The 11,494-nt window shown below is 61.5% G+C and carries 14 protein-coding genes and 2 pseudogenes; 12 read left to right on the top strand and 4 right to left on the bottom strand.

Going from position 1 to position 11,494, the window contains the following annotated elements; all coding sequences use genetic code 11:
- Positions 1-93, top strand: a pseudogene (locus tag MKZ87_RS14325) (IS110 family transposase); the annotation flags it as partial.
- A 55-nt stretch (positions 94-148) separates the two neighbouring features.
- Here MKZ87_RS14325 and MKZ87_RS14320 read toward each other — a convergent pair.
- Positions 149-424: a polyhydroxyalkanoic acid system family protein gene (locus MKZ87_RS14320; RefSeq protein ID WP_007952417.1), complete on the bottom strand. Its 276-nt coding sequence runs from the start codon at positions 422-424 to the stop codon at positions 149-151.
- 165 nt (positions 425-589) lie between these two features.
- Here MKZ87_RS14320 and ubiE point away from each other — a divergent pair, with 165 nt between their 5' ends.
- From ubiE to MKZ87_RS29040, 11 genes and pseudogenes are all read left to right on the top strand, one after another.
- Positions 590-1,360 (top strand): bifunctional demethylmenaquinone methyltransferase/2-methoxy-6-polyprenyl-1,4-benzoquinol methylase UbiE, encoded by a 771-nt coding sequence (ubiE, locus tag MKZ87_RS14315; RefSeq protein WP_007952418.1) that lies wholly within the window; start codon positions 590-592, stop codon positions 1,358-1,360.
- The gene (locus tag MKZ87_RS14310; protein ID WP_085702675.1) at positions 1,360-1,983 is read left to right on the top strand and encodes a ubiquinone biosynthesis accessory factor UbiJ; all 624 of its coding nucleotides are present in this window, start codon (positions 1,360-1,362) and stop codon (positions 1,981-1,983) included. The genes ubiE and MKZ87_RS14310 overlap by 1 nt, the downstream gene beginning before the upstream one ends.
- Positions 1,980-3,584: a ubiquinone biosynthesis regulatory protein kinase UbiB gene (gene ubiB, locus MKZ87_RS14305; protein ID WP_085702676.1), complete on the top strand. Its 1,605-nt coding sequence runs from the start codon at positions 1,980-1,982 to the stop codon at positions 3,582-3,584. Before MKZ87_RS14310 ends, ubiB begins: the two co-directional genes overlap by 4 nt.
- An 80-nt stretch (positions 3,585-3,664) precedes the next feature.
- Positions 3,665-4,066 carry a phosphoribosyl-AMP cyclohydrolase gene (gene hisI, locus MKZ87_RS14300; RefSeq protein WP_085702677.1) on the top strand — a complete coding sequence of 134 codons (402 nt, stop codon included), beginning with the start codon at positions 3,665-3,667 and terminating at the stop codon, positions 4,064-4,066.
- The gene (locus MKZ87_RS14295) at positions 4,059-4,391 is read left to right on the top strand and encodes a phosphoribosyl-ATP diphosphatase (RefSeq protein ID WP_085702678.1); all 333 of its coding nucleotides are present in this window, start codon (positions 4,059-4,061) and stop codon (positions 4,389-4,391) included. Before hisI ends, MKZ87_RS14295 begins: the two co-directional genes overlap by 8 nt.
- Positions 4,392-4,416: 25 nt before the next feature.
- Positions 4,417-4,695, top strand: a complete 279-nt coding sequence (locus MKZ87_RS14290; protein WP_085702679.1) for a twin-arginine translocase TatA/TatE family subunit — start codon at positions 4,417-4,419, stop codon at positions 4,693-4,695.
- A gap of 10 nt (positions 4,696-4,705) precedes the next feature.
- Positions 4,706-5,170, top strand: a complete 465-nt coding sequence (gene tatB, locus MKZ87_RS14285) for a Sec-independent protein translocase protein TatB (protein ID WP_085702680.1) — start codon at positions 4,706-4,708, stop codon at positions 5,168-5,170.
- On the top strand, positions 5,167-5,955 hold the full coding sequence (gene tatC / locus MKZ87_RS14280) for a twin-arginine translocase subunit TatC (protein WP_085698099.1): 789 nt from the start codon (positions 5,167-5,169) through the stop codon (positions 5,953-5,955). Before tatB ends, tatC begins: the two co-directional genes overlap by 4 nt.
- A complete protein-coding gene (locus tag MKZ87_RS14275) occupies positions 5,952-6,659 on the top strand; it encodes a 16S rRNA (uracil(1498)-N(3))-methyltransferase (protein ID WP_085698098.1) in 708 nt (235 codons plus the stop codon). The genes tatC and MKZ87_RS14275 overlap by 4 nt, the downstream gene beginning before the upstream one ends.
- Positions 6,660-6,766: 107 nt before the next feature.
- Positions 6,767-7,828 (top strand): annotated as a pseudogene (locus tag MKZ87_RS29045) (methyl-accepting chemotaxis protein); the annotation flags it as partial.
- Positions 7,811-8,683 carry a methyl-accepting chemotaxis protein gene (locus MKZ87_RS29040; RefSeq protein WP_371917924.1) on the top strand — a complete coding sequence of 291 codons (873 nt, stop codon included), beginning with the start codon at positions 7,811-7,813 and terminating at the stop codon, positions 8,681-8,683. The pseudogene MKZ87_RS29045 and the gene MKZ87_RS29040, both read left to right, overlap by 18 nt.
- 129 nt (positions 8,684-8,812) lie before the next feature.
- On the opposite strand, the gene MKZ87_RS14265 is transcribed toward MKZ87_RS29040, so the two are convergent.
- The 3 genes from MKZ87_RS14265 to MKZ87_RS14255 all read right to left on the bottom strand — a co-directional run bounded on the left by MKZ87_RS14265 (position 8,813) and on the right by MKZ87_RS14255 (position 11,438).
- Positions 8,813-9,547 carry an amino acid ABC transporter ATP-binding protein gene (locus MKZ87_RS14265; RefSeq protein WP_085702682.1) on the bottom strand — a complete coding sequence of 245 codons (735 nt, stop codon included), beginning with the start codon at positions 9,545-9,547 and terminating at the stop codon, positions 8,813-8,815.
- A complete protein-coding gene (locus MKZ87_RS14260) occupies positions 9,540-10,499 on the bottom strand; it encodes an amino acid ABC transporter permease (RefSeq protein WP_085702683.1) in 960 nt (319 codons plus the stop codon). The genes MKZ87_RS14265 and MKZ87_RS14260 overlap by 8 nt, the downstream gene beginning before the upstream one ends.
- 141 nt (positions 10,500-10,640) lie before the next feature.
- Positions 10,641-11,438: a transporter substrate-binding domain-containing protein gene (locus MKZ87_RS14255; protein WP_085698095.1), complete on the bottom strand. Its 798-nt coding sequence runs from the start codon at positions 11,436-11,438 to the stop codon at positions 10,641-10,643.
- Positions 11,439-11,494: the final 56 nt, after the last annotated feature.

The following is an 11,494-nucleotide window of genomic DNA, read 5'->3' as shown; positions in this document are numbered from 1 at the left end:
ACTCAGGCACTGGTGATTCTGGCCCGTAAACTTGCTCGGGTCGTATTCGCACTACTAAAGGGGCAGAGCGAATACCAACCGAAAGCAAGTTGAGGGTTTCCCCTAAACCATAGAATCTCCCACAGGGGGATTTCATTTCAGGCAGAAATCAGACCAGCGCTTTATCCAGCGCCTTTTCGATCTCGGCTTTGATCATGCCGCTCATGGCCGACATCATCAGGCCCAGTTCCACGTCGACCCGAATCGAATCCTCGGCCACATGCACCGCGCCCTTCACGCCCGAACGCTTGAGGTTCAGGACATCGCCCGACCACTGCGGCTCCAGACCATATTGATCGGAGAGTTTCTGCGCCAGTTTGTCGGCTTTCTCGCGGGCCGCTTCCTTGCCCAGGCTGTGGGCACGCTCAACACTGATATGGGCCATTGAATGACTCCTGCTTTTTGAATGGGGCTATGAATGCCTGCAACGAATCTTGACCGCCACTGCGGCAAATCGTCCCGAAGGTTGCCCATCTTACCTTTAGCCATTCCAAGACAAAGCATGGCTTGGGGATTAGAATGTCGCGCATTCTCTTTTGGTGACAGCGATATGACTGATCAGCGCAAAGGCAGCGATGCCGAACCCACCACTCACTTCGGCTTCAAAAACGTTCCGGAAAGCCAGAAAGCGGAAAAAGTCGCTGAGGTTTTCCACTCCGTGGCCGCCAAGTACGACCTGATGAACGACCTTCTGTCGGGCGGCATGCACCGTCTGTGGAAACGCTTCGCGATCGAACTCTCGGGCGTACGCGCCGGCAACCGCGTGCTGGACATCGCCGGCGGCACCGGCGACCTGACCAAGAAATTCTCGCACCTGGTCGGCCCGACCGGTCAGGTCGTTCTCGCGGACATCAACGAATCCATGCTCAAGGTCGGTCGTGACCGCCTGCTGGATGTCGGCGTGTCGGGCAACGTCGAGTTCGTCCAGGCCGACGCTGAAAAGCTGCCGTTCCCGGACAACCATTTCGACTGCGTGACCATCGCCTTCGGCCTGCGCAACGTGACGCATAAAGAAGACGCCCTGCGTTCGATGCTGCGCGTGCTCAAGCCCGGCGGCCGCCTGCTGGTGCTGGAGTTCTCCAAGCCGACCAACGCGCTGATGTCCAAGGCCTATGACGCCTACTCGTTCGCCTTCATGCCGCTGATGGGCAAGCTGATCACCAACGACTCGGAAAGCTATCGCTACCTGGCCGAATCGATCCGCATGCACCCGAATCAGGAAACCCTGAAGTCGATGATGGTCGACGCCGGTTTCGACCGCGTGACCTATCACAACATGACCGCAGGCATCGTCGCCCTGCACCGCGGCATCAAACCCTGATGCTGCTGACCGGGCTGCTCGCCAGCGTCGAACTCGGCCTCAACCGTGTGCTGCGTCTCGACAGCACGGCGCTGCCGAGACTGGCGCACCTGACCGGCAAAGTGATTGCCGTGGATTGCCGCAGCCCGGCGCTGCAACTGTTCATCCTGCCGAGCGACGAAGGCCTGATGCTGGCGTCCCACTGGGAAACCGGTGTCGACTGCACCCTGCGCGCCCCGGCCTCGAGCCTGGTGAAACTGGCCCTGAGCAAGGACAAGACGGCGGTGCTGCACGCGCCGGAAGTCGAACTCGACGGCGACAGCGGCGTGCTGCTGGAGCTGGCGGGAGTCCTGCAGGATCTGGAGCTGGACTGGGAGTTCGAACTCTCGCGCTGGCTGGGACCTGTCGCCACGCAACTGGTCGGCGGTCACCTGCGCAGCCGCGCTCGCTGGTATCAACAAGGATTTGCCAGCCTCAACCAGAACCTCGCCGAATACCTGGCGGAGGAATCGCGCACCCTCGTCGGGCAGCGCGAAGCCGAAGCCCGTTTCAGCGAACTGGACCGGATCAAACTCGATCTGGAACGTCTCGAGGCGCGCTTCGAGCGCCTTTCCCGATCCCTCGACCCAAGCGATAACGCATGAAGCTGCTCGCCGTCCGCCGTCTGTTGCGCATCCAGCGCGTCGTGATCCGCTACCGCCTCGATGACTTGCTGTTCGATCTGCCTTTGCCGTGGTTCCTGCTGGCGCTGCGCTACGTCCTGCCGTGGCGCTGGTTCCCGCGCAAGTCGCTGGACCTCAGCCGTGGCGCACGCCTGCGCCTGGCGTTGCAGGACCTGGGGCCGATTTTCATCAAGTTCGGGCAGATCCTCTCGACCCGCCGCGACCTGTTGCCGGAAGACATCGCCGACGAACTGATGCTGTTGCAGGACCGCGTGCCGCCGTTCGATTCGCAGCTGTCGGTCAAGCTGATCGAAGGACAACTGGGCAAAAAGATCAGTGAAGTGTTCAGCCGCTTCGACGTCGAACCGCTGGCCTCGGCCTCGGTGGCGCAGGTACACGCCGCACAACTGAAGACCGGTGAAGAAGTGGTGGTGAAGGTGATCCGCCCGGGCCTGAAACCGGTGATCGCCCAGGATCTGGCGTGGCTGTTCATCCTTGCCCGCGCCGCCGAGAAGGTTTCGGCCGACGCCCGCCTGCTGCACCCGGTGGACGTGGTCAGCGACTATGAAAAAACCATCTACGACGAACTCGACCTGTTGCGCGAGGCAGCCAACGCCAGTCAGTTGAGGCGCAACTTCGAAGGCTCGCCGCTGCTCTACGTGCCGCAAGTCTATTGGGATTGGTGCCGGCCGAAAGTGCTGGTGATGGAGCGCATCTACGGGATTCAGGTGACCGATCTGGCGACCCTCGCCGACCAGCGCACCGACATGAAAATGCTCGCCGAACGCGGCGTGGAGATTTTCTTCACCCAGGTATTCCGCGACAGTTTCTTCCACGCCGACATGCACCCGGGCAACATCTTCGTCAGCACCGTCAATCCGTGGAGCCCGCAGTACATCGCGATCGACTGCGGCATCGTCGGCAGCCTGACCCCGGAAGACCAGGACTATCTGGCGCGCAACCTGTTCGCCTTCTTCAAGCGCGACTATCGCCGTGTGGCGCAATTGCACATCGATTCGGGCTGGGTGCCGGCGGAAACCAAGCTCAATGAATTCGAAGCGGCGATCCGTACCGTGTGCGAGCCGATCTTCGAAAAACCATTAAAAGATATTTCATTTGGTCAGGTGCTGATGCGCCTGTTCCAGACTGCGCGCCGCTTCAACATGGAAGTGCAGCCGCAACTCGTCTTGCTGCAAAAGACCCTGTTGAACATCGAAGGCCTGGGCCGTCAGCTGTACCCGGACCTTGATCTGTGGAACACCGCGCAGCCGTTCCTCGAGCGCTGGATGCGCGAGCGCGTCAGCCCGAAAGCCTTGCTCGGCAACGTCCAGAGCCAGTTCGAACAGCTGCCGCACCTGGCCAACATGGCCCGCGATCTGCTCGAAAGGATGTCCCAACCGCACGCCAACGACCCGCCGCCACCGTGGAAAAAACGCAAGGACGATTGGTTCCTGCGTCTGCTCGGCAGTGCGCATCTGGCAGGAGGTACTATCCTCGCTGCCGGTGGTCCGCTGAACGAATTGGGGCATTGGCCTGCCGGGATCATGGTGGCCGTCGGCTTGTATCTGGTCGTTCGCCGATAGCCAGTTCCGTGATCGGCTGGCACACTGTTTCAACGCCTGAACCCGACTATTGAAGTGTGGGTTCGCTGTCGGAGTCGAAGATGAAAAACTGGCTGGACGAGATCAAGTGGGACGCCGATGGCCTGGTGCCGGCGATTGCCCAGGATCACAAGACCGGACGCGTATTGATGATGGCCTGGATGAACCGCGAAGCCCTGGAGCTGACTGCGGCGGAAAACCGTGCCATCTATTGGTCACGTTCCCGTGGCAAGCTGTGGCGCAAGGGCGAAGAGTCCGGCCACGTACAGACATTGCATGAAATGCGTCTGGACTGCGACGCCGACGTCATCATCCTGATGGTCGAACAGATCGGCGACATCGCGTGCCATACCGGCCGTCAAAGCTGCTTCTACCGCGTTTTCGAAAACGGCGACTGGAAAACGGTCGACCCGGTCCTGAAAGACCCGCACGCAATCTATTCCGCAGGACACAAACATGACTGACACCCTGACCCGCCTCGCTCAGGTGCTGGAAGAGCGCAAGGGCGCAGCCGCCGACAGCTCGTATGTCGCCAGCCTGTATCACAAGGGTCTGAACAAGATTCTGGAGAAAGTCGGCGAAGAATCGGTCGAAACGATCATTGCCGCCAAGGACGCCGCCGTCAGCGGCGACTGCAGCGACGTGATCTACGAGACTGCCGACCTGTGGTTCCACAGCATGGTCATGCTCGCCCAGCTGGGGCAGCATCCGCAGGCAGTGCTGGATGAACTGGATCGCCGTTTCGGCCTGTCCGGACACGTCGAGAAAGCCTCGCGCCCGTCCGCCTGAACAACTATTAGAGAGGAACAGCAACATGGGCATTTTTGACTGGAAACACTGGATCGTCATCCTGGTGGTCGTGGTACTGGTGTTCGGCACCAAGAAACTGAAAAACCTCGGCACCGACGTTGGCGAGTCGATCAAGGGCTTTCGCAAAGCCATGAACGACGACGAAAAGCCGGCCGATCCGACCGTCACGCCTGCGCAGCCGGTTCCACCGGTACAGCCGCAAGCCAATGCTCAGGCCAACCCGCCGCACACCATCGACGTGCAGGCGCAGAAAGTCGAAGAGCCGATCCGCAAAGACGTGTGAGCACTGACTAATGTTTGGTATCAGCTTCTCTGAACTGCTGCTCGTCGGCCTCGTGGCTCTGCTGGTGCTGGGCCCCGAGCGTCTGCCGGGTGCTGCGCGCACCGCCGGCCTGTGGGTCGGACGGCTGAAGCGCAGCTTCAACGCGATCAAACAGGAAGTCGAACGTGAAATCGGTGCCGACGAAATCCGTCGGCAACTGCACAACGAGCACATCCTGTCGCTGGAGCAGGAGGCGCGGAAAATCTTCACGCCACCGGTTCAGCAGGAGCCGACGCCCGTGCAGCCGGCGGCAGACCAGACGCCAACACCGCCTGTCGCTGAGCAAACGATTCATGCACCGGCGAGCGTCGAGCACGTTTCTGCCGCAGCCGCTGAAGCTGCCCCGGTCATGAAACCGATCGAACCCGTAGCACCTGCGGCTGCGCCAACCACGCCAGCCCCTCACGACCCAACACAGCCTCCGCGAGCACAATGAGCGATCTCCCCGAAAACGACCAGCACATGCCGCTGGTTTCGCACCTCACCGAGTTGCGCACCCGCCTGCTGCGTTGCGTGGCGGCGATCTTCATCATCTTCGCCGGGCTGTTTGCCTTCACCCAGCAGATCTACACCTTCGTCTCGACGCCGCTGCGCCAGTACCTGCCGGCCGGCGCGACGATGATCGCCACCGACGTGTCGTCGCCGTTCCTGACGCCGCTGAAGCTGACGATGATGGTCTCGCTGTTCCTGGCGATCCCGGTGATCCTGCATCAGATCTGGGGGTTCATCGCACCGGGCCTGTACAAGCATGAAAAGCGCGTCGCGGTGCCGTTGCTGATTTCCAGCATCCTGCTGTTCTACACCGGCATGGCGTTCGCCTATTTCTTCGTGTTCCCGCTGATCTTCAAGTTCTTCGCCTCGGCCACCCCGGCCGGCGTGGAAATGATGACCGACATCACCAGTTACCTCGACTTCGTCATGACGCTGTTCTTCGCCTTCGGCGTGGCGTTCGAAATCCCGGTGGCCGTTGTGCTGCTGGTGTGGATCGGTGTGGTCGACGTCAAATACCTGAAGAAGATCCGACCGTACGTGATCATCGGCTGCTTCGTGGTCGGCATGATCCTCACCCCGCCGGACATCTTCTCCCAGACCCTGCTGGCCGTGCCGATGTGGATGCTGTTCGAAGTCGGCATCCTGTTCGGCAGCCTGGTGAGCAAGCGTGAGCGCCCGGAAGAAACCGTCGACGATCATAACGACCAGCCGCCAGCGACTCAGCCATGAACCTGCTGCTGCTCGAAGAAGCCGACTTCATCGCGGCCGACCGCGTCGTGCTGCGTGATCGGCGCCTGACCCACATGCAGGAAGTCCACCGCTCGGAAGTCGGCGACAGCCTGCGGGTCGGACGCATCAACGGGTTGATGGGCTCGGCCGAGTTGCTGCGTCTGGAAGCGGGCGAAGCCGAACTGCAAGTCACCCTCGACCAACCACCGCCGGCCAAACTGCCGCTGACCCTGGTACTCGCGCTGCCCCGCCCGAAGATGCTGCGCCGGGTGTTCCAGACCGTAGCGACGATGGGCGTATCGAAGGTGATTCTGGTCAACAGCTACCGGGTCGAGAAAAGCTTCTGGCAGACGCCGTTCCTGGAGCCGGAAGCGATCCGCGAACAACTGATCCTCGGCCTCGAACAGGCCCGCGATACCGTGCTGCCGGAAATCATCATCGAGAAGCGCTTCAAGCCGTTCGTCGAAGATCGCCTTCCGGCCATCACCGACGGCACCCTCGGTCTGGTCGGTCATCCGGGCAACTTCCCGCCCTGCCCCCGCGCGCTCAGCGAACCGGTAACCCTGGCGATCGGCCCCGAAGGTGGCTGGATTCCCTACGAAATCGACCTGCTGGCCAAATCCGGCCTGCAACCGGTGCAACTCGGCGAGCGTATCCTGCGGGTTGAAACCGCCGTCACTGCGCTGCTCGCCCGGCTGTTCTGAACACTGCCGTTCCAGGCACTTCGCCAGACAAATCGCGTTACAGATTGCCATCATGCGGCCGATACACTCTCCATAAGTCCAATTAGTGGTCCGAGGGGAGTCGTCGCATGTACCGTTGGTTAGCCGAGAATCTTGGAAACGTCAGCGTCAAACGCAAGCTGGGCATCGGTTTCGGCCTGGTGCTGCTGCTGACGCTGTTGATCACCTTTACCGGCTGGACCGGCATGAGCGGGATCATCAGCCGGGGCGACAAGCTCGGTTTCATCTCCAGCCTCAATGAGCTGACCAAAGACTTGCGCCTGGCGCGCCTGGACTATGAAGCCCGCCGTGGCGAACAGGGCCCCGGCGCGGTCAACGACCTGCTCGGCAAACTCGACAGCGGCCTGCAAAGCGCCCGCGGCATGATCGAGCAACCGTCCGACGTAGCCCTGATCGATCAGCAACTGGCGGCAGTCGCCGAATACAAACGTGCCTTTGCCGACATGACCCAGGCCACCGTGCAGCGTGAAGACGCCCGCAGCAAACTCGGCGCCAGCGCCGACAACGCCGTGGCCAAGGTCAGCGAAGTCGAAAAATCCCTGCTGCAAGGCGACAGCGTTGCGCAATTCAACAGCGTGATCGAGCTGAGCAAACTGCTGCAACAGGCGCGCTATCAGGTGCGCGGCTACACCTACAGCGGCAAGGCCGACGCCGAACAACCGGCGCTGGATGCCATCGCCGCCGCCCTGAACAGTCTGGAAAGCCTGCCGAGCAAACTGCCCGAGCAACACATCGCCAACCTGCAACAGGCCACCGAATCGCTGAAGACTTACCGCGCTGCCGTCAGCCAGTTCCGCGACTCCCAGGTGAACAACGCCAAGGCGCTGGCTCGCATGTCGACCCAGGGCGACATCCTGCTCGACGTCAGCAAAAAACTCACCGAATCCCAGACCATCGTCCGCGACACCGACGCCGCGCACGCCAAGAACATGCTGATGATTGCCACCCTGCTGGCCTTGGCCTTCGGCCTGCTCGCCGCCTGGGCGATCACCCGGCAGATCATCATTCCGCTGGAGCAGACCCTGAAAGTCGCCGAACGCGTGGCCGCCGGCGACCTGACCCACAATCTGGTGTCCCTGCGCCGTGACGAACTCGGTCAGTTGCAGCGTTCGATGCAGAGCATGACCCAGGGCCTGCGCGAACTGATCGGCGGCATCAGCGACGGCGTGACCCAGATCGCCAGCGCTGCCGAACAGTTGTCCGCCGTGACCGAGCAGACCAGCGCCGGGGTCAACAATCAGAAAGTCGAGACCGACCAGGTCGCCACCGCCATGAACGAAATGGCCGCCACCGTGCAGGAAGTCGCGCGCAACGCCGAGGAAGCTTCGGAAGCGGCCGTCGCTGCTGACCAGCAGGCCCGTGAAGGCGACAAGGTGGTGGGCGAGGCCATCGCCCAGATCGAACGTCTGGCCGCCGAAGTCGGCCATTCCACCGAGGCCATGGGCGAACTCAAGCGCGAAAGCGACAAGATCGGCAGCGTGCTCGACGTCATCAAGTCCGTGGCCCAGCAAACCAACCTGCTGGCCCTCAACGCCGCCATCGAAGCCGCCCGCGCGGGTGAAGCCGGACGTGGTTTTGCGGTGGTGGCCGATGAAGTGCGCAGCCTCGCCCAGCGCACCCAGAAGTCCACCGAAGAGATCGAAGAGCTGATCGTCGGCCTGCAGAACGGCACCCAGCAAGTGGCGACGATCATGGATAACAGCCGCACCCTGACCGACAGCAGCGTCGAGCTGACCCGACGTGCCGGTGGTTCGCTGGAAAGCATCACCCGCACCGTTTCGGCGATTCAGGCGATGAACCAGCAGATCGCAGCGGCGGCCGAGCAGCAGAGTGCCGTGGCCGAGGAGATCAACCGCAGCGTGCTGAATGTGCGGGACGTCTCGGACCAGACCTCGGCGGCCAGTGAAGAGACGGCGGCCTCGAGCGTCGAACTGGCGCGTTTGGGCACTCACCTGCAAACGCTGGTGGGCCGGTTCAAGGTATAACGCTTGATCGTTCCCACGCTCTGCGTGGGAATGCCGCTCAGGACGCTCTGCGTCCCTTCGCAAGCGTGACGCGGAGCGTCACAGGATGCATTCCCACGCAGAGCGTGGGAACGATCGGTGACGTCGCGTTTAGAGGACTTGTCGCAGGAACGCCTGGGCTCGCGGATCCTTCGGCGCGTCGAAGAATTCCGTCGGCGAAGCATCTTCCAGCAGTTTGCCGTGATCGAAGAACAGCACCCGATCCGCCACTTCCCGGGCAAAACCCATTTCGTGGGTCACGCAGACCATGGTCATGCCTTCCACGGCCAGGTTTTTCATCACGTCCAGTACTTCGCCGACCATTTCCGGGTCGAGGGCCGAAGTCGGCTCGTCGAACAGCATGACCTTGGGATCCATCGCCAGCGCCCGGGCAATCGCCACACGCTGCTGCTGACCGCCGGACAGGCGCGACGGGTACTCGCGGGCCTTCTGGGCGATACCGACCTTCTCCAGCAACGCCAACGCCTTGGCTTCGCTTTCTTTCTGGCCGCGCTTGCGCACGACTTTCTGCGCCAGGCACAGGTTCTCCAGCACGGTCATGTGCGGGAACAGATTGAAATGCTGGAACACCATGCCGACTTCGCGGCGGTAGGCGTTGATGTCGGTTTTCGGGTCGGCCAGTTGCAGGCCGTCGATGCTCACCGAACCGGAATCGAATTCTTCCAGACCATTAAGGCAACGCAGGAAGGTCGACTTGCCGGAACCGGACGGACCGATCACCACCAGCACTTCACCCTTGGCGACAACGGTGCTGACGTTATCCACCGCGCGCACCACTTGCCCACGGGTGTCGAAGACTTTTACCAGATCGCGGACTTCAATCACTTTGCGCGAGCCTCCGCTCAAGCCGGCTGGCGATTTTCGACAGCGGCAGGTTGATCAACAAGTACAGACCGGCGACGCAGAACAGGATCTCGAACGGCGAGAACGAGGTGGTGATGACTTCACGACCGCTTTTCAGCAGCTCGGTAATGGCGATCACCGACACCAGCGAAGTGTCCTTGACCAGACTGATGAACTGTCCGGCCAGCGGCGGCAGCACGCGTTTGAAAGCCTGCGGCAACACCACATGACGCATCGACTGGCCGGCACTCAGGCCCAGCGAACGGGCCGCTTCGTTCTGCCCACGGGCAATCGACTGCACACCGGAACGGATGATTTCCGCCACGTAGGCGCCCGTGAACAGCGACAGCGCAGCGATCCCGGCGAACTCCCGGGACAGGTTCATTACCGTGCCAATGAAGAAATAAAAAATGAAGATCTGCACCAACAGCGGCGTGCCGCGTACCAGTTCGACATAGATCGTCGACAGGTCGCGCAGGGTCGGGTTGCTCGACAGCCGGCACAGCCCGGTGGCCAGACCGATCAACAAACCCAGCACGCCGGACACCACCGACAGCCAAAGTGTCGTCCACAGGCCCCACAACAGCGGACCCGCCGCCCAATGCCGCGTCACGCCCACGACGTCGCCTTCGGCCACATCGTCGCCCTGGGCGAATTGCAGGCTGTTTTCGTCGACGGTCAGGTGCTGCTCGTCACCGGCATCGTTGCGCAGGGTGACTTGCGCGCTGCCGCCCTTGCGCACCAGTTCGCTGACGGTGGAAATATCGTTCGCGCGCTGGGTTTCCTCGGCCTGATAGGCGAAGTACTGCGGCACACGGTTCCAGCGCCATTCGTAGGACATCAGCGACGTGGCGTAATACAGCGCGCCGGCCAGGCCGACCAGCACCAGCACGGTCAGGACGTGCCAGGGCCATTGGGCTTTTTTCTGTTTCATTGAATGTTTCTCTGATTCGCTCGTTCCCACGCTCTGCGTGGGAATGCATCCTGTGACGCTCTGCGTCACGCTTGCGAAGGGACGCGGAGCGTCCCGGGCGGCGTTCCCACGCAAAGCGTGGGAACGATCAGCGGGCGGGCCTTATTCCATGTCCTTGAGCCACTCGGTGCTCTTGAACCACTTGTCATGGATGCGATCGTAGGTGCCGTCTTCGTGGATCTGGTGCAGGAAGTTGTTGATGAAGTTGATGCTGTCGTAGTCACCCTTCTTCAGACCGAACGCCAGCGGCTCGTAGGTGAACGGCTTGTCGAGGAACACCAGCTTGCCGGCGCCGACCTTGTTCACCGCGACCACGTTGTACGGGGCGTCGTAGATAAAGGCGTCAGCCTTGCCGTTGACCACGTCGAGCACGGCTTCCTGCTCGTTGTCGTAGCCGTGGTACTTGGCCTTGGAGATCAGCTTCTTGGCGACCATCTCGCCAGTGGTGCCGAGCTTGGAGGTGATGCGGTAGTCGGCGCTGTTCAGGTCTTTGTAGGACTTGATGGTGCCTTCCAGCTCCTTGCGGATCAGCAGGGTCTGGCCGACCACGATGAACGGTTCGCTGAAGTTCAGGCGCAGGTTGCGTTCCTGTGTCAGGGTCATGCCGCTGCCGATCATGTCGAACTTGTCGGTCATCAGTGCCGGGATGATCCCGTCGTAACCGGTGGAGACCAGTTCCAGCTTGACGCCCATGGCCTTGGTCATGGCTTTGAGGAGGTCGACTTCGAAACCGATGATTTCGCCGCGCTTGTTGGTCATTTCGAACGGCATGTAGGTCGGATCCATACCGACTTTCAACGAGCCGCGCTTGACCGCGTCATCGATTGCGCCGGCCTGCGCCGCGTTGACTGCAACCAGTGCCGTGACGCCGACCAGCAGCATCGACAGATACTTCTTCATCTTCAAGTCCCCAAAACCATTGCGTTTGCAGCGCGAAAAACGACAGAAATGGACAA

The sequence above is a fragment of the Pseudomonas sp. MCal1 genome (assembly GCF_026341415.1).
In the GTDB taxonomy this organism is placed as follows: Bacteria; Pseudomonadota; Gammaproteobacteria; order Pseudomonadales; family Pseudomonadaceae; genus Aquipseudomonas.
Note: the sequence above shows the minus strand (reverse complement) of the source record. Positions and strands in the feature narration are given on the sequence as shown.